Below are 23,785 nucleotides of genomic sequence, written 5' to 3' on the forward strand. Positions count from 1 at the left end.
CCCCCCCCCCCCCCCCCCCCCGAGCCTGCACGGCAACCCAGTCTTCCCTCCGCCTTCGGGGGAGGCCGGTACAAGGTCGAACGGTTCCTCGGCGAGGGCGGCCGGAAGCGGGTGTTCCTCGCTCGCGACTCGCGACTCGAGCGCGACGTCGCGCTGGCGCTCATCAAGACCGAGGGGCTCGACGAGTCCGGGCTCGACCGGGTCCGCTTCGAAGCACAAGCCATGGCACGCCTCGGCGACCATCAGAACATCGTGACCGTCTTCGACGTGGTGGAGGAGGACGCGTCCATGTACCTGGTGTGTCAGTACATGAGCGGGGGATCGGTCGATGACCTCATCGCCGCCGCGGACGGGCACGGGCTGCCCTTGGAGGACACGGTGCGCATCGGCAGCCAGGTCGCACATGCGCTCGAGCACGCGCACAGCCGGGGCGTCGTCCACCGGGACGTGAAGCCCGGGAACGTGTGGCTCCAGGAGAACGGCAGCGCCCGGCTGGGGGACTTCGGGCTCGCGGTCGCACTCGAGCGATCGCGGCTCACGGCCGAGGGCATGATGCTCGGCACCGTCGCTTACATGGCGCCGGAGCAAGCCATGGGCCGGGCCCCCGACGCCCGCAGCGATCTGTATTCGCTCGGCGCGATGCTCTACGAGATGCTGACCGGACGCCCGCCGTTCCTCGGCGACGAGGCCGTCGCCATCATCTCCCAGCACATCGGGACCGCTCCGGTCGCTCCGTCGTGGCACACCCCAGACGTTTCTCCGGCCCTCGAGCGGCTGGTGCTGGGATTGCTCGCGAAGGATCCGGAGAAGCGGCCCCAGTCGGCGACCGAGGTCCGAGACGCGCTGCTCGTCATCGCGACGGCGACGAGCACCACCGGTCCGGCCGCAGCGGCGCACGAGGAGGCGAACCCGCTCGACCGGCTCGCCGGCGGCGTCTTCGTGGGGCGCGAACGGGAGATGGATGATCTGCGCGCCGGTTTGGACGACGCGCTGTCGGGCCGGGGACGTCTCTTGCTCCTCATGGGGGAGCCGGGGATCGGTAAGACGCGCATGGCCGACGAGCTCACAACCTACGCCCGTCTGCGCGGCGCGCAGGTCCTCGTCGGCCGCTGCTACGAAGGCGAGGGTGCACCGGCGTTCTGGCCTTGGGTACAGGTGATCCGATCCTACGTTCACGACCGAGACGCTGATGCCCTCCGGTCGGTGATGGGGACGGGCGCTGCCGAGATCGCCCAGGTCGTCTCTGAGATCCGCGACCGCATCCCCGACCTGCCCGAACCCCCCGCACTCGACCCCGAGCAGGCTCGCTTCCGGCTCTTCGATTCCATCGGGATGCTTCTCCGCAATGCCTCACGTGCTCAACCGCTCGTGGTCGTGCTCGACGACTTGCATTGGTCCGATGAACCGTCGCTGCTTCTGCTGCAGTTCCTCGCGCGGGAGATGCGCTCGTCGCGCCTTCTCATCCTCGGCACCTATCGAGACGTCGAGCTACGGCGCCAGCATCCCCTCGCCCGCACGCTCGCGGACCTCGCGCGCGAGAACGTAAGCCAACGCGTTGTCCTCCGCGGGCTGCTCGAGGAAGACGTGGCGCGCTACATCGAGATGACGTCCGGCATCGCTCCCTCGCCGGAACTGGCACGCACGGTGCACCGAGAGACCGAAGGGAATCCGTTCTTCGTCAGCGAGATCGTGCGGCTGCTCGCGAGCGAAGGGAAGCTCGAGCGGCCGGCCGAGGGGTCCTGGAGCATCAGCATCCCTCAAAGCGTCCGCGAGGTCGTGGGACGGCGCCTGGACCAGTTGTCCGACGGATGTAACGAGTTGCTGCGCATCGCTTCGGTCGTCGGGCGCGACTTCGCACTCGGCGTCGTCCAGGCCGCCGGCGAGCTCGACGGCGTCGCCGTGATGAACGCGATCGAGGAAGCGAGGGCGGCCCGTGTGATCGGGGAGGCCCCGCGATCCCTCGACCGGTACACCTTCTCGCACGCGCTTATCCGCGAGACTCTCTACGAAGAGATCCCGACGACGCGCCGCGTCATGCTCCACCGACGGATCGGCGAGGTGCTCGAGAAGCTTTACGCCGATTCGCAGGAGCCGCACCTCGCCGAGCTCGCTCACCACTTCCTGGAGGCCGCTCCGGGCGGTGATCTGGAAAAGGCTCTGTCGTATGGGGAGCGCGCGGCCGACCGGGCCCTCGCGCAGCTCGCCTATGAGGAGGCCGTGCGACATTGTCTCCGCGCGCTCGACGCTCTGGAGCTGGCGCCGGGAAACGTGGCTCGTCGTTGCGCCTACCTGTTGCGGCTCGGTGAGGCGCAGCGCCGCGCCGGGGACACCGAGGGGGCACGAGAAGCGTTCTTCAAGGCAGCTGATCTCGCCCGGACGACCGGCGATATGCGGGCGCTCGCCGAGGCGGGGATCGGCTTGCGCGCCGGCGCGTCCTTCGGTTCCGTGGACGAGCGGCGCGCGACGATCCTCGAGGAGGCCCTGGCTGGGATCGGCGGGGACGATCCTGCGCTCCGCTCCCGTCTTTCTTCCGAGTTGGCGCGCACCCTGTACTTCAGCCCGCAAACCGAACGGATCCGCCGGCTCGCGGAGGACGCGGTTGCAGCCGGATCCGCCTCGCACGATCCGATCGCGCTCGCGGAAGCGCTGAGCGCTCAGGCATACGTATTGTGGCTGGCCGACCCTCCCGAGGAACGGATAGAGAGCGGCAAGCGCATCGCGCAGCTGGCTCGCCCGGTCGGTGATCTCGAGCTGCTCCTGGACGGGATCATGTGGGGGATCATCGGCTTCACCGAACAGGCCGACATCAAACGTGCGGCCGCAGCCGTCGAGGAATACGCGAAGCTCGCGGAGGAGTCACGCATCCCCCGGTACATGCTCTATGCGTACTCGCGGCGGGCAACGATGGCCGGACTCGCAGGCCGGTATGAGGAGTTCGACCGCTGGGTGCACCTCGCGTACGACGTCGGTACCCGCGCGCAAGAGCCCGACGCGATCCAGGTCTACACGGGCCAGATCATGGTTCCTTCCGTCCAGCGAGGAGACCTCGAGAAGGTCAAAGAGGCGATCGCGAGTCTGACGACGTACTCGCAAGGATTCGGTTCCCGGCTCCCGTGGTTCGATCTGCTCTACGCCTATCTGCGTTGGCACCTGGGGGATCACGAGGAGGCCGTCCGCGACTTCGATCTGGTGATGTCGGAGGGATTGAACAGCCTGCTTTGGGGCGGTCTGGTCACCTCCTTCGCCGCCGCCATGCTGGCGGAGCTCGCCGTCGAGATGGGCCGTCTCGAAGAAGCGGACGACTTGATCGAGATCCTCCGTCCGTTCGAGCACCGGAACATCGTGGCAGGCGGCGCCGTGTGGTGCCTCGGCGCCGGTGCCCGGTACATGGGCTTGCTCGAGGCTGCCACCGGGCGACTCGAAGAAGCGATCGAGCACCACGCGGTCGCTCTCGAGCTCCATGAGCGTATGGCGGCCCGGCCGTGGATCGCGACCACCCTTCTCGACCAAGCGGACGCCTGGCTCCGCCGAGGCAGGCCGGGCGACGCGACCCAGGCGATCGCGGCGCTCGATCGAGCTCTCGCGATCGCACACGACATCGGGATGACGCCGCTCGCCGAGCGAGCGGTCGCCCTGAAGCTCGAAGCCCAAGGCGCGGTGCTCCCGGCCGACATCAAGACGTCGATCGACCGGGTCGCGTCGTCGCTGGAACGCGAGCGCCCGAACCTTCGAACGCACGCGGCGCCCGACGGAACGGTCACCTTGCTCTTCACCGACATCGAGGGTTCCACGGCCCTGAACGAGCAGGTCGGCGACCGCCGGTGGATCGAACTGCTCCGTATGCACAACGCGATCGTGCGCGAGCAGGTCGCCGCGCAGGGCGGGTTCGAGGTGAAGTCGTCGGGCGACGGCTTCATGGTCGCCTTCTCCTCGGCGCGACGCGCGGTCGCCTGCGCCGTCCAGATCCAGCGAGCGCTCGCCGGGCACGCGGACAAGAACCCCGACGACGCGATCCGCGTCCGTATCGGCCTGCACACCGGTGAAGCGATCGCGGAGGAGGGCGACTTCTACGGCCGCCACGTGAACCTCGCCGCCCGAGTGGGCGCCGCGGCCGAGGGGGGCGAGATCCTCGTGTCCTCGCTGCTGCGCGAGCTCACGGCCTCGAGCAAGGAGTTCGAGTACGGCGAGGCGCGAGACGTTCAACTCAAAGGGCTGGCCGGCACGCACCGCCTGTACCCGGTGAGGTGGTGATGGCCCAGGGCTTCGTCGCCGTGCTGGAGCCGGGCGACCTCGAGGCGCTGACGGCGTGGGGGAGCGCGCGGCGCTTCCGCCGCGGCGCGATGCTCTTCCACGAAGGCGAAGGCGCCGAGCACGTTCTCATCGTTCGCGCCGGCCGCGTGAAGGTGTCGAGCTTCACCGCGGACGGACGGGAGGTCGTCCTCGCGGTTCGCGGCCCCGGCGAGCTCCTTGGGGAGCTGTCTGCGATCGACGGCGAGCCGCGCTCGGCTTCGGCCAGCGCGCTCGAGCAGGTCGACGTGCTGAGCGTGCCGGCCGAAGACTTCCGCGCCTTCCTGGAGATGCGCCCGCGCGTCACGGTGTCGCTCATGCAGATGCTCTCCCGGAAGCTCCGCGACGCCGACCGGAAACGGATCGAGTTCGGTGCACACGACACCGTGGGGCGCGTGTGCCACCGGCTGGTCGAGCTTGCCGAGCGTTTCGGCGAGGAGTCCACGCGTGGGATCCGCATCGCGCTCCCGCTGTCGCAGCAAGAGCTCGCCGGCTGGACCGGCGCCTCGAGAGAAGCCGTGAGCAAGGCGCTCCATCAACTCCGATCGCGCGGCTACATCGAAACCGCGCGGCGCGGGATCACCGTCCTCGACCTGCCGGCGCTCCGTCGCCGCGCGATGTGAAGGGAGGCTACCGATGTCGGAGCTCGGCACGATCCTAGGGGTCTGGGCACATCCCGACGACGAGACATACCTGACCGCCGGGCTCATGGCGCGAGCGGCGGACGACGGCGACCGGGTCGTGTGCGTGACTGCTACGAAGGGCGAAGGCGGCTCCTGGGACGAGAAGCGCTGGCCTTCGGAGACGATGGGCGAGGTGCGAGACACCGAGCTGATGGAGTCGCTGCGCATCCTCGGCGTGAGCGAGCACCACTGGCTCGGCTACATCGATGGTTCGTGCGCCGATGTTCCTCCCGAGGATGCTACCGCGAAGGTTCAAGCGATCATGGAAGAGGTCTCTCCGGATTCCGTCTTCACGTTCGGGCCCGACGGCATGACCGACCACGCCGATCACAAGGCCGTCTGCGCCTGGACGACGGAGGCCTTCCGTCGTATCGGGAAGCGGGGGGCGAAGCTCTATTACGCGACGACAACCAAGGAGTGGGCGGACGAGTTCGTTCCTCGCATGAACAAGTTCAACGTGTTCGCTCCCGGATTGCCCCCGGTCAGTCCGCCGGACGAGCTGGCGATCGACTTCGCGCTCGAACCGGGCTTGATGGACCGCAAGCTACAGGCGATCGAGGCGCACGTCTCGCAGGTCGAGTACATGCTTCGCTACTTCGGCCAGGATTTCTTCCGGGAGGCGCACAAGATCGAGCTGTTCCGGCTCGCCGAGTCTCGGTGAGGGTGGGTTGGGCTCGGACTGGGTAGGGGAACGAGGTTATGCCTAGGAAGCGCCGACCCCCGCCGGAGGAGACCGCTGCGAGCGAGTTCTCCGCCGAGCTCGAGCCGCACATCGGCGAGCTCGACGGGGTCGAGATCATCTGCGGCATCCCTTCGTTCAACAACGTGCGAACGATCCCCAACGTCGTCCGCGCCGTCGAGGCCGGGCTGCGCCGGGCGTTCCCCGGCGTTTCGGCCGCCATCGTCGTGTCCGACGGCGGCTCCGAGGACGGCACCGTCGCCGCCGCGATGGAGGCCTCGACCGGACCCGACGAGGAGTTCCTGCTGATCGATCCGAAGGCGCCCTCGCCGAAACGGCTGGCCCTCCAGTACCGCGGGATCTCCGGGAAGGGCAGCGCGTTCCGCACGCTGTTCTCCGTCGCGGAGATGGTCGGCGCCCGGGCGTGCGCCGTGTTCGACTCGGATCTGCGCTCGATCACGCCGCAGTGGGTCGAGGCGCTCTTGCGCCCGGTGCTCGTCAACGGACACGACTTCGTCGCGCCGATGTACGCGCGCCATAAGTACGACGGAACGATCACCAACGCGATCGCGTTCCCCCTGACGTCCGCGCTCTACGGATCGCTGGTCCGCCAGCCGATCGGCGGGGAGTTCGGCTTCTCCGGCCGGATGGCCGCGAGCTGGGCCCACCGCGACGTCTGGGGCACCGACGTCGCTAGGTACGGCATCGACATCTGGATGACCACGACCGCCATCGTCGAAAGATTCCGGGTTTGCCAGACACAGCTCGGCGCGAAGGTCCACGACGCGAAGGACCCCGGCACGCACCTCGGCCCGATGTTCCGGCAGGTCGTCGGCTCGCTGTTCGCCCTCGCCGGCCGCTACGTCGACCGGTGGAGCGACGTCGAGGACATGACGTCGGTGTCCACGTACGGCTTCCGCGCCGCGACGTCCGCCGAGGAGATCCGCATCAAGGCGGGGCGGCTCACATGGCGCTTCATCGAGGGATACATGAAGTACGAGAAGCTCTGGCGCGACGTACTTTCGGCCGAGACGCTCAACGCCGTCGTCCGGGCGACCGACGAGGCGGCCGAGAAGACCGAGGGCTTCGTGCTCCCCGCCGACCTGTGGGCGCACATCGTCTACGACTACCTCGTCGCGTTCAGTGCGGCGGAAGTCGACTCATCGGTTCTGCTGGACTCGATGATCCCGCTGTACTTCGCGCGCACGGCGACGTTCGTGCAGGAGGCGTCGGCCGACGACCAGGACGCCGCCGAGGAGCGGATCGGGCGCTACGCGGACCTCTTCCTCGAGCGGAAGCCCTATCTGCTACGCCGCTGGGCCGAAGCGGGCGTCCAGCGCACCCTCGCCGAGCAGACGGTTCCGCCGGCCGGCATCGAAGCGTCGGAAACCTCGGAGATGCTCGGCGCCCAGTCCGACTGAGCGAGCGCTACAACGTGGCGGCCTGCTCTTCTTCCTCGTCGTTCAACGCCTCGAGGTGCGCCGAGATCTGCTCCATGGGCGGGCGCTCGACCTCGATGCTGTCGTGGATCTGGATGCCGTCGGGCGAGGGACTGAGCAACGGGGCGGCCGGGAGATCGAGCCCGGAACGCATGCGGCCCCGATCTTCGGCCCGGCGCAAGATCGTCTTGCCGATCGTGTAGGCCATCGGCCCGAGCTCGGCCAGCGTCCGGTTCCGGTGGATGCGCTCGTCGAGGTCGACCTGCGCCATCGCGTCGAGGCCCACGGTGTCGAGCAGGTCGATCAGCAGGCCGACTTCCACGCTGTATCCGCTGAAGAACGGCACGCGCCTCAGCACGTCGATGTGGCCGGCGTACTCGCCCGACAGCGGCTGGATGAACCCAGACAGCTCGGGGAACAACGCGGCCAGCATCGGGCGGGCGAGGAGCTCGGTGACGCGACCGCCCTCGTCGGGGATCAACTCGTCCCCGCGCGCGATCGGCCGTCGGTAGAAGCCCTTGGTGAATGAGATCGTCGGGTCGCTCAGGATCGGCGCGACGAGCCGCGTCACGAACCGGGTCGAGAAGTTGCGGATGTCGGAGTCGACCCAGACGACGATGTCGCCGGATACCACCGAGAGGCTGCGCCACAGCGCTTCGCCTTTGCCGAGCACGACCGGCATCTCGGGGATGAGGTCGGAGACGTCGTGCACGATCGCGCCCGCCTCGGTCGCGATCTCGGGCGTGCCGTCGTCCGACGAGCAATCCACGACGAGGAGCTCGTCGACCAATCCGGTACCGTCGATCAACCGGCGCTTGATCGTCGAGCATATCGGCCCGATCGTGGCCGCTTCGTTGAGCGCGGGAAGCACGACGCTGATGCGCTCGCCCGATGCGAGCTTGCGCGCGGCAAGTTCGCCCGCGCCCGGCAGGTTGCGGGATCCGAACGTACGACGCCGGTGCCAGCGTTGAGCCAAACCGGTGAGCCAGGGGAACTCGTAGGTTTCGTTCGAATCCATCACCATGTCGTCCTCCGGCAAGGCGGGCGATGCGTGCGCGGCTTTATCCCCTCCCCGTGTGATGCCCAAACTGGCACCACCCAAGCGAACAGCGCTTCAGGCTATGTGGAGCTTGCATCGTTGGGCAACGCGACTCAACACCACTACCGACGCTTCACGCATTGGTAGTGTTCCATCGCGATGTCGGTCGATCGCATCGCTTCTTCGGGATTCGAGGCGGGAGCCGAGGCGTACGCGCGCGCACGTCCCGGTTACCCACCGGCTGCGGTCGCCTGGCTGGTAGCGCGGCTGCGGATCGGGAGGGGTTCCCGTGTGGTCGATCTCGGCGCCGGGACCGGAAAGCTCACCGAGCTGCTCGTGTCGACCGGAGCCCACCTGATCGCGGTGGAGCCGGTGGCCGCCATGCGCGAGAGGCTCGCCGCTCTGCTCCCCGCCGTCGCGACCGTTGCGGCCTCGGCCGAGGCGATCCCGCTCGCATCGGGGTCTGCCCGCGCGGTGGTGGCCGCTCAGGCGTTCCACTGGTTCGACGCACCGCGCGCGCTCGCGGAGATCCACCGCGTGCTCGAGCCAAGCGGCCGGCTCGGGCTCGTATGGAACGCGCGCGATACCTCGGTCGATTGGGTCCGCGAGATGGCCGCGATCGTCGATGAGTTCGGCGACGTGATCCGCCGTCACGAAACGGGCGAGTGGCGCCGCGCCTTCCCCGCGCCCGGGTTCGGGCCTTTGGAGGAACGCTCGTTCCCGAACGTGCAGCCGATCGCACCGGAGGGCATCGTCGACCGGGTCGCCTCCACGAGCTTCATCGCTAGGCTGCCCGACGACGAGCGGGCGAAGGTCCTCGAGCGGATCGAGACCTTGGTCGAGTCCCATCCGGAAACGACAGGACGAGAAGTCATCGAGTTCCCGCACACGACACGCGTCTCCGTGTGCGAACGGACCTAAAGCTCGATCTCCATCCCCTCGTACGCGAGGACCGGATCGCCGCCGTTGCCGTTCGCGCCCCAGAGCTCGCCCGCTTTCGAGACCAGGGCCTCGAGGTGCTCGTCGGAGTGGAGCGGGTCGTGGTGGAACATCACGAGCTGCTTCACCTTGGAGACGAGGCCGAACGTGACGACATGCTCGACGCTTGAGTGCCCCCAGCCGACGCGATCGGCGTATTCCTCCGGCGTGTACTGCGCGTCGTGGAACAGCACGTCGGCGCCTTCCGCAACGCCGTGTCCAGAGATCCACTCGGGCTCCATCTCGGCAAGGTCCACACCGAGCGCGGGTTCGTGATCGGGCAGGTATGCCATCGTCTTCCCGTTCTCCGTGATGCGATAGCCGACCGTCGGGCCGCGATGGGAGATCGGCTGTGCCCGGATCGTCGCACCGCCGATCGTGAACTCACCGTCGGGAACATCGTGGAACTGCGGATGCGACGGGATGTCGGAGAGATGCACCGGGAAGAGAGGCGGTGAGAGGTAGCGCGCGATCCGTTGCTCGAGCGAGCGCAGCGGCGACGGCGGTCCCCACACGTGGAGCTCGACGTCGGGGCGCCAAAGAGGGGAGAAGAATCCGAGGCCTTCGAGATGATCCAGGTGCAGATGCGACAGGAACAGGTGGATCGTCTTGTCGCGGTCGGGGTCGAGCGACAGTCCGAACGGTCGGATGCCGGTGCCGGCGTCGAGAACCATGAGGGTGCCGTCCGAGAGCCGGACTTCCATGCAGGACGTGTTGCCGCCGTACCGGATCGTCTCCGGCCCAGGCGAAGCAAGTGACCCCCGGCATCCCCATATCCGCGCGTGCATCCTTACGCCGATCCCGTCGGTTTCTGTTCCCAGAAGATCGCGACGGCGCCGACGAACTCGTTCGCCCTCGCGAAGAGCGGGAATGCGGTCACGGCGATCTTCCGCTTCTCGTCGTCGAGCCCCGTGATGGTGAACTCCATGTGCCCGGGCTCGAGGTCGCGCATCACTTTCGCGAGCGGGAGCACTTCGAGCGGGATGGCCGCGCCGTCCTCGTCCACCGGCGAGAACATCGTCCCCCATTCCTCAGGTGAGAGGGGGCCGGTCTCGGCGAAGCTCCGTCCGAGCACGTGCTCGGCCGGCTCGTTGAAGTAGATGAGGTTCCCCGCCGGGTCGACGACGAACATCGGCGTCGCCGAGTTCGATGCAAGCTCCCGGGCGAGGATCAGAACCAGGTTTCGCTGCTGGGTCTTCTCCACAAGGCGGCGAGCCTAGCGCGCCGCCCGGCTGCAGAACAAGGTTCGGATCCTTTTAGCCGCGGCAAGTGGCCTCGCCGACCAGTAGGCCGGCAGGACAGCCGCTCAGGCCGTGCACGAACGCGGCTCCGATGAACGCCTCGGCCCCCGACCAGATGTGCGGGAACCCGATCGAGTGTAGGTAGGTGCGGTCCCCGGTCCGGAAGATGCGTTCTCCGAACTGGAGTACGCCCGGATGAGCGACGGAGTCGGCCAGCCAGGCGACCCAGCCGGTCAGCCTGTCCTCTCGATCCGCCGCCGTCCACAGCGGGGCAAGCGCGAGCAGCGACTCCATGGGGTATTGGAAGTAGCCGCCGATCTCGGGGCTCGAGAAGTTCGCGCGCGCATCGAGCTCGCTCGCGAACCCGGCGAGATGCGTCTGGAGCAGCTGCGGCGCTCCGTCGGAGAGCAGCCGGGACGGCCAGGCGAGGTAGACGCCCCCGCGGCCGCCGCCGCACCCGCCGACGTCGCAGAGGCGCGCGATCGCCGCCTCGCGCAGCCCCGCGGCCCGGCGCCCCCAGCGCGGGTCGGGCTCCACGCCGAGCGCCTCGGCTGCGGCGACCGCCTTGGATAGCGCGAGGTAGGTCGTCGCCGCGCCTTGCGTGCCTTGCGTCGGCTGCAAGGCGTCGTCCTCGGGCGCGTAGCACTGAAGGTTGGTGAGCGGATCGTGGCAGAGCAGCAGCGCGTTCGCCGTGTCCGCTATCGCCGGGTACACCCGCTCGAGGTAGGAGCGATCCCCGGTGAACTCGTACGGCAGCCATAGCGCCCACAACGCGAGCCCTTGCGAGTCGATCTCGTAGGGGAAAACCGCACCGGCCTCCCCACCGTCCGGATAGTAGAACGAGTCCCAGGTCCCACCCGGCCGGTAGATGCGCGCGTAGAACTCGCCGTGCCGCTTCGCGAGCTCGTCGTACCCGGCGAGCAGAAGCGCGTAGTTGAAGAATGCGCCGTCGCGCACCCAGTCCTGCCGATAGGGGGTCTGCGGCGTCGCGTTGGCCACGATCGCGCCGGTCCGGCGATCGGTCGCCGTGCGGATCAGCTTCAGGGCCTGCTTCGACACGGCCAGCGCCCGCGGGTTCGACGTGGCCGGGAGCCGCGCCGGGGCGAGCCAGTTCGACCACCAGGATTCCGATGCCTCGCGGATCGCGCCGAAGCCGCTCGCACGCGCCGCCGCGACGCTCGCCGCCGCCCCGCTCGCCGTGTCCGAGGCTGAGATGTAGATCGTGTACGACCCGTCGGGGTCTGGTGGGATTCCAGCGAGTCCTCCGGCGGTCTTGCCCGTGGCGAAGTCGGAGCCCGAGAGATGTCCGTCGGACAGATCGTGGTACGGATCGAGCAGCGCCGTGCCCTCGGCCTCTTCCCGAACGAGCCCGGCGGCGTCGATCCCGGCCTGGTGCTCGGTGGCCGGACCACTCGCGCCGATCGCGACGTACACACCGCGGCCGTAGGTCCGATCGAGTGCGTCGGGCACCAGCGTCTCGCCCTTGTGCGAGGTGACGATCGTGGTAAGCGGCACCGGGTCCACCCGGTAGGGCCGGAAGTGGAACATGACCGACGAATCCGGATCGAACGCGGTCGCGAAATCGGAAACGTTGTCGAGCAGCGCGTCGGTGACCGACGGGACGCGCGGCACGCGCGTCGTCGTGGGATTCATGTTCGCGTAGTAGGAGAAGGTCGCGGCGGTTCCAGAGAACGCGAAGTTTCGCGCGACGAGGTCGAGCGTCGGATGGACCACGTCGGTGATCCTCACCGTGGCGCCGTCCTTGGCGAGAACGGTGACGAGCGTTTCCGAATCCTCGGACCCCCACGTCTGACTCACCGGGAGCCATCCGAACTCGGGCGTGAGCCAATCGGTGCCGATCCCGCCGAACGATCCCCCGTTGGCCGGCGCTCCGCGATTGGGATGCCCGCGCGCGATCTGAAGGAAGTTCACCTGGTCGTACCAACCCGGCCCGGGCCATATCAGTCCGGTCATACGGCCGGCGTCGTCGACCGCTTCGGTGATGCCGCCGACGCCGAGCGTCGCGGTCGCGATCGGCGGTCCGTAGGGCGACTCGTCGAGCTCCAACGAGAACCCCGAACGCGAGAGTTCTACCGCCCCCGATGTCGGGGGGTTGCCGACCCGGGCTCCATCGAGGCCGAGCGACGCGGTGTTCGTGAAACCGAATGCGCCGGCCCGGCCCGTCAGAGTCGCGGACGCTCCACCTTCCGACGGCTTGGCTCCCGCTTCGACGCGTACGCGCCCGTCGGGCGTTGCGATGTCGGCCGACCATGCCAGTGACGCGGTCGTGAGCATCGTGACCAGGCACAACAGGAGGGCTTTCACGAAGGAATGATTCTCGGGACGTTCGGGTAAATCCTCCGATAAGGAACCGGGCGACGGCGGACGAAGGGTGTTCATCGCGCCTACCATGAGGTTTGCCTCGGAAGGGGCGACCGGCTCAGAGAGTAGGGGTCCAGGATGAAGGGTTTTCGCAAGCTCGCCGTCGCGTTCGCAGCAGCAGCTCTCGCCACGATGATCGTGGCGCCCGCGGTATCCAACGCGGGTCTGCTCGGCAATAGCATCCAGTGGAAGACGCTCAAGGCACCGGCTCCGTCGTGGTACACAGATGCGCTGCATCAGCGGGTGCTGGCCGCCGGGCCGCGCGGCGTGCCGTTGCCCGCCGAGGCCGCGATCCCGACGTCCTCGCTGACGTTCCTCGGGATCCGGCCCGGCCAGCTGATCATCCTCAGCGGCGGCTCGCTCTGTACATCGAACTTCGTTTTCACCAACGGCGCGGGTGAATTCTTCATCGGCACCGCGGGTCATTGCGGAAACGTCGGCGAGCAGGTCACGATGCTGTATCTGCCCGGCGGACTGGTCGACATCGGCAACGTCGTGCTCAGCACCGGCGACGCGGGGATCGGCCACGACTTCGCGCTCATCAAGATCAAGCCCGAGTTGTACGGCGACGTCAGCCCGTCGCTCGCGTACTGGGGCGGACCGACCGGCGTGTACGGCGGCTCTGGCCCCGCGGTTGTTCAGCACGCGGGCTGGGGTCTCGTTGTCGGCACCGGTGGAACGCCTCGCGTTGGGCTGGGTCTCGATTGGGGACCGAACGCATGGCGCTTCGAAAGTGTGATCACGCCGGGCGACTCGGGGAGCGCCGCGATCGTTCTCGGTGGACAGGCGGCCGGGAACATCACGCACATCGCCGTCGACGGGAGCCTCTTCCCGCCGGTGTTCATGGCCGGCACGTCGATGACGAAGATCTTGCAGATCGCCGGCGGCTACCAACTCGCGACGTGCTCGGCGATCTCGTGGCCGCTGCCCGGCTGTCCGTAGTCCGAGCCAAGACGTGAGAAGGGGGCGCCGAGCGCCCCCTTCTCACGTATCCGCGGCGGGGGAGGACTTCGGGAAGCGCGGGGCGAAGTAAGGATCCGACCGAAATCCCATGCTTCGGAGGATCCCTGATGAAGATCGCTCGCCTCGCTTTCGTCGCCGCTCTGGCCGCCGCTCTGGCTGCGCCCGGGATGGGGAGCACCGCTCCGGCTCTGAAAGCCATCCCGCTCTCCGCGCCTGCGCCCTCCTGGTACACGGCCGAGCTTCACGCCGAGGTGCTGGCTTCCGGCGTTGAGGGAGTTGCGCTACCAGAGTCGGTCGCGGTTCCGACGGCGGGGATCGCGTTCCTTGGGATCCGACCCGGGCAGTTCATCATCGTGGGCGGCGGGACGCTGTGCAGCACGAACTTCGTGTTCCGCAACGGAGCCAACTGGGCGATCGGCACCGCCGGTCACTGCGGAAACGTCGGCGCGCAGGTGACGATGCTCGCCCTGCCCCGTGTGCTGCTCAACATCGGAACCATCACCAAGAGCGTCAACGGCGGACCCGGCAACGACTTCGCGCTGATCTCGATCAATCCGGCGCTGAACAGTCTCGTGAGCCCGTCGATGGCCTTCTGGGGTGGTCCGACCGCTAACTACCCAGGACCGAAGAAGCCTCTCCTCGTCAGGCACATCGGCTGGGGTGCGGGCATCGGCGCCGGCGGCACGCCGCGCGTCGGCCTAGGCATCGCGTGGTCGCCGACGCTCTGGCGCTTCTCGGGCCTGATCGTCAACGGGGACTCCGGGAGCGGTGCGATCAACGAGAAGAGCAAGGCGATCGGCAACATCACCCACATCCAGGTCGACACGAGGTTCTTGCTGCCGGTGTTCAACAGCGGGACCGCGATGCCGCGCATCCTTGCGATCGCGGGACTTCCGCTCGCGACGTGCGGGCCGAGTCCTTGGCCGCTGTACGGCTGTCCGGGCCTCTAATGCTGTGTTAACTCGAATCCTCTGGAGTTGACCCAGTTCGGTGGACACTGGGGGAAGACCAACGTGTCCACGAAAGCGGGTCAACTCCATTGAGGCCCTGCGGCCGTTGCCTGATTACGTGCTGCGTGTTGATGTATGCGGTGCTGATCCTCACGGCGTGCGGAGAGAAGCCGGCTTTCGGCGGGATGCAACAGCCAACGACACAGAGGGTTCCTGCTCGTCCAGGACAGACGATGTCGCACGGTATCTCCTTCGAAAAGATTCAATCTGCGAAGGTGATCCATCTTCTCTCGGTGGAGCCAGTGAGCAAGTCTCCGAGCCTTCAGGTCGTCGAAGTGGTGGCGTTCAGGCCGAGCGAGTTGGGGGCGATGATCTTGTCGGATCAGTATCCGCCAATAGTGTTTCCGGGCCATGTGTTCGATCCTCATCCGATTGGGGACGTATCCTTGCAGCCGCAAGAGATTCCCGACTGGCAGATACTCGTTGCTCTCCGGAGCGACTCTATTGGTCTCCACAGGGTCCGCCATCTTCGAGTGACCTACGAGGTCGGTGGTGAAACTCAGTCGCAGATTTGGCCATATGTCCTTGAACTCGAGGTAGTCGATTGTTCAATCACGGCTAGACAGCAAGAGTTTGTCTGCAGGGGTGAGCCGATCAAGCCGCGCTCATCGTGATGGTCTGCTATCCGCGACGATGCTCGCGCAGCCGGTTCAGCCGATCAGCGGGAGCAGCGGATAATCGGCCCCGATGATCGGGCTGGGGTCCACGCCGAACGCCTGCGACAGGACGCTGCTGTAAACGCTCCCCAGGTGGATGGTCGGCTCGAGGTTTCCGTCGACCAGATCGGTGAGATCCGGCTTGCCACCGTAGGTTCCACCCAATACGCGCGGCCCCATGACGAGTACCGGCATCGAGGAGCCGTGGTCCGTGCCGCCGGACGCGTTCTCGCCGACGCGCCGGCCGAAGTCCGAGAACGTCACCACGGTCGCGCGGTCGGCGATCCCGAGCGTGCCGGCCGTGTCGAAGAAGGCTGCGATCGCTTCATCGACCTCCTTGAGCTGCGCCGCGTGCGCCCCGCGCTGTGTGGTGTGGGTGTCGAACCCGCCGACCGAGATGAACCCGATCTGTGTTCCGACGCCGGCCGAGAACATCTGCGCGATCGTCTTCGCAGGCGTCATCGGCCCCGCCACGTCGTCGGCGACCTTCGACACGGCTGAGACGGCGTTCGTCATCCGGCTCTGCGCCTCGACCACCTTCGCGTGCATCGAACCGCCGGACGCCCCCACGCCGAACGCGGCGAACGCCGCCCGGCGGAGCGCGGCGTCGGGCCGGCCTTCGTCGGCGAACGCGAAGTCCGAAAGGCTGTTGAGCGCGACGCCGCCCCCGCCTTCGCCGATCAGCGTTCGGGGGAGCCCGGCGGTTCCCACCGCGACGGCGCGCACCGGGCCGCTGGAGGGGCCTTCGGTCGCGTCGAGGTATCGGCCGAGCCAGCCCGTGTGGTACTGCATGTCGGGGCCGGCCGTCTCCCAGATGTAGGTCGAGTCGAAGTGCGAGAAGTTCGGCTTGGGATAGCCGACGTTGTGCACGATGGCGACTTGGCCGGCGTGCCACATGGCGTTCACTCGCGCCAGCGACTTGTGCAGCGCGAGCCCCCCGCCGATCCCGTACAGCTCGTCGGGCTTGAGCGCCAGTTGCGGCCGCGCAGCTTTGTAGGCGCCGTCGAGATAGGGCACGACCGTGTTCAGCCCGTCGTTCCCGCCGCCCAAGAAGAGCACGAGGAGCAGATGGTCGGGGATCGAGACCGAGCCGCCCTCGGCGGCTTCCGCGCCGACGGCGCTGAACCGCACCCAGAGCGGCGCCGACGACGCCAGCGCGACGGCTTTGAGGAATTCCCGCCGGTTCATCATGCGAGTGAGAAGTCCGGGCTCGCGATGACAAGGGTGATCATCGCGGCGTCGAGGGTCTGCGGCGTCGGATCCTTCGCCTGATCGAGGTAGCTCTGCAGAGCGGTCACCGTTGCGGGAGCGAGCTCGGTCATCCCGAAGAGCTCGCCCCAACCTTCGACCGTCGTTGCCCCGATCGCGGTCTGCCCCGGAAGGACGAACGTCGCGACATGGCGGTCGGCGAGCGCGTTCCCGGCGTTGTAGCGGGCCAGCACCTGCCCGGCCCCAAGCCACCCTTCGTTGTGCGGCCAGCCGCCGACGTTCGGGGGGTCGTACAGGGCCTGACCGGCCTGCTTCATCCACGCGATCCCCGCTTGCAGGAGTTCGTTCTCGGTGCGGCCCAGTGCGCGGAAAGCGCCCGTCATGAACTCCGCGGGCGACTTCACCAGCGCGCCGCGGACCGCCGGGTCCTTGAACTCCGCAGACGTGAAGATCGCTTGTAGCGCCGGGACGAACTCCCAGTTGGCCGCCTTCAAGGCGGAAGCGATCTTGGCGACGAACGCGGACGACGGAGCCGGCGTGACGAACGCTTCGATGAGCTTCCCGGCGAGGAAGGTCGAAGCCGCAGGGTGGTCCAGGATGATGTTGATCACGTCGTGCGGCATGAACTTTCCGGACTTCCCGAGGATCGTCTTCGTGCCGTCGTCGTGTAGCTCGGCGTTGAAGACCATCATGTTCCGCGGCCCAAGGGGCTCGAGGTTGTAGCCGATCTGATAGCCGGTCAGCGCTCGCGCCGCCTCGCGCACATCTGTTTCCGTGTAGTTCCCCACCCCGAGCGTGAACAGCTCCATGAGCTCGCGAGCGAGGTTCTCGTTCGGGTGCTCCTTCACGTTGACGTTGTTGTCGAGCCACGCCGACAGCGCCACGTCCTCGAGCATCGCGTGGCAGAGCGTCTTCCAGTTGCCGAGCGCGTTCCGGCGGAAGAGATAGTTCTGAGCGGTGAGCTCCTGCGTGTCGATGACGTCGCCGGGCCGGTATGCCGTCGCGAAGTGATCGTGGAGGAAGAGCGTCATCCGCTCGACCAGCGGCGTGGTGGACGTCACCATCCGGTTCAGCCACTCGGTCTGGATGTCGAGCAGTCCGCGGGGCGCAAGGCGTCCTACCAGGTTGTAGGTCGGTTCGCGAACGACCTCGGTCGATTCCGGGCCCGACGGCTGCGCGCCCATCAGCGGCGCGCCGGACAGAAGCTCCTCGACGGCGGCCTCGTATCCGGCGGCCTGATAGTGGTCGAGCTCGGCCGTACGTGCGCCGAAGCCGGCACGGCGGAACAGGTGCGCGATAAGTGGGCGGATCTCCCCGGCCAAGCCAGCCCCCGTCTCCCAACGCGTCCGGCTGGCTTCGCCTGAAAGCAGGAGGAATCCTGCCGGCTCTTCAAAGGACAAAGTAGGACGATATGTCGATGCACGCAGCAGAATCGCTCGATTCGCCCGGACCGGAAGGTAAGGGAACTTCGCCCGGCGAAACGCTCTGCGATGCGACGCGGGTATACGAGGAGAGGATTCTTGACGGCCGCCGCCAGGGCGGGCGCGGCGGGAGCCGCCGTTGCATCCATCCCCTTGAGTGCCGTCTCCCTGAAGGCGCAGCCCGACCAACCCGTCCTCGTCCCGGCCCAGCGGGCGACCCTCGACGCGGCTCTGGCTCGCATGATCCCGGCCGATGGTCCGGACGACTGGTCGGCGGCGGATCTGGGCGCGGGCGACTACATCGAGCGTCTTCTCTCGGGCGACGGCGACATCTACGCAGGCGGCCCGACGCGCGAGAGCTTCCCGGCGTTCCCGCCGCTGACGCGCGCGAAGGAGATGGGCTGGGCGGCCGAGGTCGACCGTTTGCGCGCCGTCTACGCCGAAGGTCTCGCGGAACTCGACCGTCGCGCCGGCGGCTCGTTCGCCGACGCTTCGGAACCGATCCAAGATCTCGTCCTGACGACGCTCGACCTCGAGGGGTCTGCGTTCTTCGCCGCCCTGTACGATCACACGATGGAAGCGGTTTACGGGCATCCCGTCTACGGTGGCAACGCGGGGTATCGCTCGTGGAAGGATCTCTGCTACCAGGGGGACGTCCACGGCGTGCGCTTCCCGTCGACCGGAAGCCCGGGAGCCTGGAACCTCTACGGCGGCTACGCCCCCGAGGAGATGGTCGCACCCGGCACGTGCCCGGGGCAGGGGCCGGTCGAGTGAAACGCGCGTTGCTCGCGTGCGCGGCCTTGCTCCTCGCCGCTTCGGTCGCCTCCGCGCACGACTTCCCCGCTACGCCGTTCACGCAGAGTCCGATGGGGCCGCTGGTCGACGTCACCGATGTGTGGACCGACTACCAACCGGCGGAGGCGTTCTGCGTCAGGCCCGATGTGTTCCAGCTCACCGGCATCGGACCGACCGTCGACGGTGCCGACCCGGACTGCGCCTTCTCGGGCTTCGCACCGGCAGACACGGGGCTCGTGAAGATCGAGATCGTCACGCCGCCGCTCTGCAACGGCTGTCGTCGGCTGTTCGTCGACTACGCCCAGATCCCTCCGAACGAGGCGTCGGTCCGGTACGCGCACGGCCATTCGTATTTCCATTACGGCTCGCTCAACCCCACGTACACCGTCGAGCCGATCGCGCACAGCCCGAACGTCAAGAACTTCACGAACGACAAGGCCTTCGTTCCGGACGGCTCGGCCCAGGAGCCGCTGGTGTGGGCGTTCGACTCGCACAACCGGACCTACACGGGGAACACCACGCACACGGTCCACTCCGAGGTGCAGGGCCCGTACTACACCGGTCCCTGGTATGTGAACGCCGCAGGCGTGCGGATCACCGGCGCCTATCTCGACGTCAACGTGTCGGGCGATCTCGGCGCGCTTCCCGGCGACCATCGGCTCAACGAGATCGCGTACTTCGCCGCCTTCCATTCCGGTGAGCCGACCTGCCCCGACGAGCTCCTCGGGGACGGCGCGTACGCCGACGGCGACGCGTTCTACGGCGGCTGCATCGACGGATTCGGCGCCGGTCGCGAAGTCATAGATCCGTTCGGCTAGGGATGGGCAAGCAGACGTTCGACGTCTGCGTCGTCGGCTCCGGAGCGGGAGGCGGCGTCGCCGCCTACGTCCTCGCGAAGGCCGGCGCGCGCGTGCTCGTGCTCGAGAAGGGCCCGTGGCTCACCGAGAAGGACTTCGGCGACGATGAGCTGCGATTCGGCGAGCGGAACCTGATCGATCAGGATCCGTTGATCGAGCCTCGCACGTTCCGCGACCGGCCGGAGCAAGGTCCCCATCAGTTCGTCGGGAAGGTCCTTCCCGTGTCGCGTTGCGTCGGTGGCGGAAGCGTTCACTACGGCGCGGTGTGCTTCCGTTTCCGGCCGGAAGACTTCAACGCTCGCTCAACCTGGGGCGACCTGCCGGGCGCCGACATAGTGGACTGGCCACTTAGCTACGACGAACTTGCGCCCGCCTACCGCGAGGTCGAGCGCCTCATCGGCGTTGCTGGTGGGCGCATGAAGGACGAGCCGCTGCCGGCCACGCCGGTGCCCGGAGCGGAATGGCGGACCGATCCGTACCCCATGCCGGGCCATCCGCCGAACTACGGCGCCAAGCTCTTCGAGGATGCGTCTCGGGCGCTCGGGTTCCATCCCTTCCCGACGCCGGTCGCGATCAACAACGGCCCGTACGACGGGCGGCCGGGCTGCTCCTATTGCGGGTTCTGCTCGTCGCACGGGTGTCCCATCAACGCGAAGGGGGACACCCGCGTCACCGCGCTGGCGAAAGCGGTGGCGACCGGACGCTGTGAGATCCGGCCCGACTCGTACGCGTTCCGGATCGAGCTGTCCGGCGGAAGCGTGAAGCGCGTCCTGTACGTGGACGGCGAGGGCGTCACTCGCTCGGCCGAGGCGAAGGCGTTCGTGCTCGCGTGCTCGACGGTCGACACGCCGCGCCTCGTCTTGCTGTCGGAGCTGCCGCGCGACCTCGTCAACCACGACGTCGTCGGCCGCTATCTGCAGATCCATCATTTCCCCGGCGGCGTCGGATTCTTCGACGAGCGGATCGATTACTACCGCGGGTTCTGGAGCATGCGCTGCATCGACGACTTCTACCTCGGGCCGCCGGGCGGACCTCCGGTGTTCGGCTTCGGGAACCTCCAGACGATCGGCCCGTCGAGCGGCTACCCGGTCCTCGCCGGCGGCCTCATCTCGACCGCGAAGACGGCCGGGTGGGGGCGCGGTCACAAGGCGTTCATGCGGAGCGTCTTCGGACGCTTCCAATTCCTCGGGATGATCGGTCAGGATCCGCCGGTGCGATCCAACGTTGTCGATCTCGATCCGATCGTAAAGGACGTGTACGGATTCCCGGTCGCGAGAGTCACCTACCTCCATCACCCGAACGACCTCGTCGTACAGGCGGCGATGGTGCCGTGGCTCGAGGCGATCTTCGCGGCGATGGGGGCCGTCTCGTCCCAGGTCGTGCTTCCTTTCGCGATCCCGACCGGTATCCCGCAGCTCGGCAAGACCGATTCGCACCGGCGCGGGATCGGCCGCCGGTTCCCCAACCCGATCGGCGGGGCCGTCAACCATCAGCTCGGGACAATGCGGATGGGGACGGATCCGGACGCCAGCGTGGTGGACGCGAACGGCCGGTTCCACGGGATCCCGAACCTGTACGTCGCCGATGGCTCGATCTTCCCGACGTCGGGCGGCTACAACCCGACGCTGACGATCCAGGCTCTCGCCTGGCGCATCGCCGAGGGGATCGCCGCCGCCGTTTAAGTCTTCAGGACCTGTTCCAGATCCTGGGGTTCGGTGACCGGCTGCTTGCACACGAACCGCTCGCAGACGTAAGCGGTCGCGCGGCCGTCCGTCTGCGCCCGGTCCTTGAGCAACGGAACGGCCGAGCCATCACTGCGTCCCACGGCCAGTACGCGGTTGGGAAGGAATCGGCGCCACACGACCTCGGCGAGGCGGCGTGCGGCCTCGGACGCCGGGTCGCCCGAGATGGCGACCTCTTTCGCACGCGCCAGAGCGAGGTCCAGCGCGCCGAGCGCGTGTCCGAACCCGGCCGGCGCGTTCGCCAGCGCCGCTTGCAAGGCTCGCAGCGAGCGCTCCGCGCGCTCCTCGTACGACGGCTCTCCGGTGAACGCTCCGATCCGGAGCAACACCTCGAGCATCAGCGAGTTCCCCGACGGGACGGCGTTGTCGAAGAGATCTTTCGGACGCACGACGAGCGGTTGCGCGTCCGAGCCGGTGTCGAAGAACCCTCCGTTCTCCTCGTCGGCGAACAACCGAATCGCATCGCCGGCGAGCGCGACGGCCTCCGTGAACCAGCGTTCGTCGAACGTGGTCTCGTAGAGGTCGAGGCATGCGCCGGCCATCGCTGCGTGGTCGTCGAGGAAGGCGGCGCCGCTCGTCCGTCCGTCGCGCCACGACCGCATGAGCCGGCCGGATCCGTCCCGGAGCTCGGCCAGCACGAAGCGCGCCGCACCCGCGGCAGCGTCGATCAGGTCGGGACGTTCGAATACGCGGCCCGCCTCGGCGAGGCCGGAGATCGCGAGCCCGTTCCACGATGCCAGCACCTTGTCGTCGGTCCCCGGCGGCACGCGCTTCGATCGCGCTTCGAATAGGCGGGATCGCACTCCCTCCATCGCATCGAGCAGCAATGGAACGGTCATGCCCTGCTCGACGGCGACGACGTCGTCGTCGCGTGGGCGCCACAGCACGTTCGCGCCTTCCCAGTTCCCTTCGGGCGTTGCGGCGTAGAAGGCTGCGGCGAGCCCGCCTCGCGGTGTGGCCGCCTCCATCAGCTCGTCGAACGGCCATGCGTTGAACTTTCCTTCGACGCTCTCCGAGTCGGCGTCTTGCGAGGAGAAGAAGCCGCCCGACGGATGTCGCATCTCGCGGAGCAGGTAGCCGGCGGTCGCGAGCGCCGTTTCGCGGAAGAGATCGTCCGCGGTTGCCTGCCAGCCGCGCGTGTACAGACGGAGCAGTTGGGCGTTGTCGTAGAGCATCTTCTCGAAATGCGGCACAAGCCAGACGCGGTCGACCGAGTACCGATGGAAACCGCCGCCCACCTGATCGAAGATCCCGCCGCGCGCCATCTTGGTCAGCGTCCGCTTCGCCATGTCCAAGGCGGCAGGGATGCCGCGAACGTGCATGCGCAGGAGGAAGTCGAGCGTCATCGGCTGCGGGAACTTCGGCGCCGCGCCGAAGCCTCCCCACTCGGAGTCGAAAGATCGGCTCAAGACCTCGACCGCCCGGCGCAGCGTGTCCTCAGACAGGGCATCCTCCGAGCGCGGAAGCTGGGACGCGCGCTCGATGTACTGCAGCAAGGCCGATCCCTGCTCGAGGAGCTCCTGCCGCCGGTTCGTCCATGCGTCGTGCACCGCCGCCATCACGCGTCCGAACGCCGGCATCCCGTGGCGATCCTCCGGCGGGAAGTACGTGCCGCCGTAGAACGGGCGTCCGTCGGGGGAGAGGAACACGGTCATCGGCCAGCCGCCCTGGCCGGTCATCGCCTGCACGGCGTCCATGTAGACGGCGTCGAGGTCGGGGCGCTCCTCGCGGTCGACCTTAACGGGAACGAACCATTCGTTCATGGCCGCAGCGGTCTTCTCGTCCTCGAAGGACTCGCGTTCCATCACGTGGCACCAGTGACACGCGGCGTATCCGATCGACAGCAAGATCGGCACGTCCCGGCGCTCCGCCTCCTCAAGCGCTTCCGTGCCCCATTCCTGCCAGGCAACCGGGTTGTGCGCGTGCTGAAGCAGGTACGGGCTCGTGGCGTCCGCGAGACGGTTCGGCATCGGCGTCAAGTTTCGCCGAACCGGGGGACCCCGCGCCACGAACGCCGGGTGAAGGAGGTCTGCATGAAGAGCAAGCGCATGAGGCTCGCACTGGTCGCCGTGATCGCGCTCGTCGCCGTCTTAGGCGCGTGCGGAGGATCGGACCAGCCGAGTGGAACCACTTCCAACGCGGTTTCGATCAAGGGCTTCCTGTTCAAGCCCGAGACGCTCGCCGTCACGGCCGGGACGACCGTCACCTGGACCAACTCGGACGACATCGAGCACACGGTGACGTCCGGCACCCCCGAGGCGCCGAGCGGCGAGTTCGACTCAGGGAACAAGACGAAGGGACAGACGTTCTCGCACACCTTCGCGACCGCGGGCACGTTCACCTACTTCTGCAACAACCACAAGAGCATGCGCGGGGAGGTGACCGTCACCTAGCAACACGAGCC

19 protein-coding genes are annotated in these 23,785 nt (G+C 67.7%); 12 read left to right on the forward strand and 7 right to left on the reverse strand.

Annotation, left to right across the window (positions count from 1 at the left end; translation table 11 throughout):
* The 4 genes from WEB06_03000 to WEB06_03015 all read left to right on the forward strand — a co-directional run.
* Positions 1-4,251 (forward strand): protein kinase (locus WEB06_03000; GenBank protein ID MEX2554582.1); only part of this gene is annotated, 4,251 nt, incomplete at its 5' end.
* Positions 4,251-4,910, forward strand: coding sequence for a Crp/Fnr family transcriptional regulator (locus WEB06_03005; protein ID MEX2554583.1), 660 nt, complete (start codon positions 4,251-4,253; stop codon positions 4,908-4,910). The genes WEB06_03000 and WEB06_03005, both read left to right, overlap by 1 nt.
* 13 nt (positions 4,911-4,923) lie before the next feature.
* A complete protein-coding gene (locus WEB06_03010) occupies positions 4,924-5,631 on the forward strand; it encodes a PIG-L family deacetylase (GenBank protein MEX2554584.1) in 708 nt (235 codons plus the stop codon).
* Positions 5,632-5,669: 38 nt separating this feature from the next.
* The gene (locus WEB06_03015) at positions 5,670-7,070 is read left to right on the forward strand and encodes a glycosyltransferase (GenBank protein MEX2554585.1); all 1,401 of its coding nucleotides are present in this window, start codon (positions 5,670-5,672) and stop codon (positions 7,068-7,070) included.
* A 7-nt stretch (positions 7,071-7,077) separates the two neighbouring features.
* On the opposite strand, the gene WEB06_03020 is transcribed toward WEB06_03015, so the two are convergent.
* Positions 7,078-8,106, reverse strand: a complete 1,029-nt coding sequence (locus tag WEB06_03020; protein ID MEX2554586.1) for a glucosyl-3-phosphoglycerate synthase — start codon at positions 8,104-8,106, stop codon at positions 7,078-7,080.
* A gap of 180 nt (positions 8,107-8,286) precedes the next feature.
* On the opposite strand from WEB06_03020, the gene WEB06_03025 reads away from it, so the two are divergent.
* Positions 8,287-9,048 carry a methyltransferase domain-containing protein gene (locus WEB06_03025; GenBank protein ID MEX2554587.1) on the forward strand — a complete coding sequence of 254 codons (762 nt, stop codon included), beginning with the start codon at positions 8,287-8,289 and terminating at the stop codon, positions 9,046-9,048.
* Here WEB06_03025 and WEB06_03030 read toward each other — a convergent pair.
* The 3 genes from WEB06_03030 to WEB06_03040 are packed head-to-tail and all read right to left on the reverse strand — an operon-like array spanning position 9,045 to position 12,671.
* A complete protein-coding gene (locus tag WEB06_03030) occupies positions 9,045-9,893 on the reverse strand; it encodes an MBL fold metallo-hydrolase (protein MEX2554588.1) in 849 nt (282 codons plus the stop codon). The two genes, WEB06_03025 and WEB06_03030, sit on opposite strands and share 4 nt — an antisense overlap.
* 2 nt (positions 9,894-9,895) lie before the next feature.
* Entirely contained in the window at positions 9,896-10,309 is a 414-nt protein-coding gene (locus WEB06_03035) for a hypothetical protein (protein MEX2554589.1), read from the reverse strand.
* 52 nt (positions 10,310-10,361) lie between these two features.
* Positions 10,362-12,671 carry a hypothetical protein gene (locus tag WEB06_03040; GenBank protein ID MEX2554590.1) on the reverse strand — a complete coding sequence of 770 codons (2,310 nt, stop codon included), beginning with the start codon at positions 12,669-12,671 and terminating at the stop codon, positions 10,362-10,364.
* A gap of 135 nt (positions 12,672-12,806) precedes the next feature.
* Here WEB06_03040 and WEB06_03045 point away from each other — a divergent pair, with 135 nt between their 5' ends.
* From WEB06_03045 to WEB06_03055, 3 genes are all read left to right on the forward strand, one after another.
* Positions 12,807-13,670, forward strand: a complete 864-nt coding sequence (locus WEB06_03045) for a hypothetical protein (GenBank protein MEX2554591.1) — start codon at positions 12,807-12,809, stop codon at positions 13,668-13,670.
* A 128-nt stretch (positions 13,671-13,798) separates the two neighbouring features.
* Positions 13,799-14,641 (forward strand): hypothetical protein, encoded by an 843-nt coding sequence (locus WEB06_03050; GenBank protein MEX2554592.1) that lies wholly within the window; start codon positions 13,799-13,801, stop codon positions 14,639-14,641.
* Positions 14,642-14,781: 140 nt separating this feature from the next.
* Positions 14,782-15,315, forward strand: a complete 534-nt coding sequence (locus WEB06_03055) for a hypothetical protein (GenBank protein MEX2554593.1) — start codon at positions 14,782-14,784, stop codon at positions 15,313-15,315.
* A 36-nt stretch (positions 15,316-15,351) separates the two neighbouring features.
* On the opposite strand, the gene WEB06_03060 is transcribed toward WEB06_03055, so the two are convergent.
* Both WEB06_03060 and WEB06_03065 read right to left on the reverse strand, forming a co-directional pair.
* Entirely contained in the window at positions 15,352-16,545 is a 1,194-nt protein-coding gene (locus tag WEB06_03060; GenBank protein ID MEX2554594.1) for a DUF1501 domain-containing protein, read from the reverse strand.
* Positions 16,545-17,888: a DUF1800 domain-containing protein gene (locus WEB06_03065; protein ID MEX2554595.1), complete on the reverse strand. Its 1,344-nt coding sequence runs from the start codon at positions 17,886-17,888 to the stop codon at positions 16,545-16,547. The genes WEB06_03060 and WEB06_03065 overlap by 1 nt, the downstream gene beginning before the upstream one ends.
* Before the next feature lie 198 nt (positions 17,889-18,086).
* Between WEB06_03065 and WEB06_03070 the strand changes: the two genes are divergently transcribed.
* From WEB06_03070 to WEB06_03080, 3 genes are read left to right on the forward strand one after another with little or no spacing between them, the layout of a single operon-like run.
* Positions 18,087-18,761, forward strand: coding sequence for a gluconate 2-dehydrogenase subunit 3 family protein (locus WEB06_03070; protein MEX2554596.1), 675 nt, complete (start codon positions 18,087-18,089; stop codon positions 18,759-18,761).
* Positions 18,758-19,600 (forward strand): hypothetical protein, encoded by an 843-nt coding sequence (locus tag WEB06_03075; protein MEX2554597.1) that lies wholly within the window; start codon positions 18,758-18,760, stop codon positions 19,598-19,600. Before WEB06_03070 ends, WEB06_03075 begins: the two co-directional genes overlap by 4 nt.
* A gap of 2 nt (positions 19,601-19,602) precedes the next feature.
* The gene (locus tag WEB06_03080) at positions 19,603-21,321 is read left to right on the forward strand and encodes a GMC family oxidoreductase (GenBank protein MEX2554598.1); all 1,719 of its coding nucleotides are present in this window, start codon (positions 19,603-19,605) and stop codon (positions 21,319-21,321) included.
* Here the strand turns inward: WEB06_03080 and WEB06_03085 are convergent.
* On the reverse strand, positions 21,318-23,351 hold the full coding sequence (locus WEB06_03085) for a thioredoxin domain-containing protein (GenBank protein MEX2554599.1): 2,034 nt from the start codon (positions 23,349-23,351) through the stop codon (positions 21,318-21,320). The genes WEB06_03080 and WEB06_03085 overlap by 4 nt on opposite strands.
* A gap of 63 nt (positions 23,352-23,414) precedes the next feature.
* Between WEB06_03085 and WEB06_03090 the strand changes: the two genes are divergently transcribed.
* A complete protein-coding gene (locus WEB06_03090; protein MEX2554600.1) occupies positions 23,415-23,774 on the forward strand; it encodes a plastocyanin/azurin family copper-binding protein in 360 nt (119 codons plus the stop codon).
* Positions 23,775-23,785 lie beyond the last annotated feature (11 nt).

This window comes from Actinomycetota bacterium, from assembly GCA_040905475.1.
Classification (GTDB): domain Bacteria; phylum Actinomycetota; class AC-67; order AC-67; family AC-67; genus DATFGK01.

Excerpts from the sequence above, each read along its gene's own strand:
- WEB06_03085 (MEX2554599.1), bottom strand. The coding sequence starts at position 23,351 with ATGCCGAACCGTCTCGCGGACGCCACGAGCCCGTACCTGCTTCAGCAC.
- WEB06_03010 (MEX2554584.1), top strand. The coding sequence starts at position 4,924 with ATGTCGGAGCTCGGCACGATCCTAGGGGTCTGGGCACATCCCGACGAC.
- WEB06_03030 (MEX2554588.1), bottom strand. The coding sequence starts at position 9,893 with ATGCACGCGCGGATATGGGGATGCCGGGGGTCACTTGCTTCGCCTGGG.
- WEB06_03050 (MEX2554592.1), top strand. The coding sequence starts at position 13,799 with ATGAAGATCGCTCGCCTCGCTTTCGTCGCCGCTCTGGCCGCCGCTCTG.
- WEB06_03090 (MEX2554600.1), top strand. The coding sequence starts at position 23,415 with ATGAAGAGCAAGCGCATGAGGCTCGCACTGGTCGCCGTGATCGCGCTC.
- WEB06_03045 (MEX2554591.1), top strand. The coding sequence starts at position 12,807 with ATGAAGGGTTTTCGCAAGCTCGCCGTCGCGTTCGCAGCAGCAGCTCTC.
- WEB06_03080 (MEX2554598.1), top strand. The coding sequence starts at position 19,603 with ATGGGCAAGCAGACGTTCGACGTCTGCGTCGTCGGCTCCGGAGCGGGA.
- WEB06_03025 (MEX2554587.1), top strand. The coding sequence starts at position 8,287 with ATGTCGGTCGATCGCATCGCTTCTTCGGGATTCGAGGCGGGAGCCGAG.
- WEB06_03060 (MEX2554594.1), bottom strand. The coding sequence starts at position 16,545 with ATGAACCGGCGGGAATTCCTCAAAGCCGTCGCGCTGGCGTCGTCGGCG.
- WEB06_03015 (MEX2554585.1), top strand. The coding sequence starts at position 5,670 with ATGCCTAGGAAGCGCCGACCCCCGCCGGAGGAGACCGCTGCGAGCGAG.
- WEB06_03020 (MEX2554586.1), bottom strand. The coding sequence starts at position 8,106 with ATGGATTCGAACGAAACCTACGAGTTCCCCTGGCTCACCGGTTTGGCT.
- WEB06_03005 (MEX2554583.1), top strand. The coding sequence starts at position 4,251 with ATGGCCCAGGGCTTCGTCGCCGTGCTGGAGCCGGGCGACCTCGAGGCG.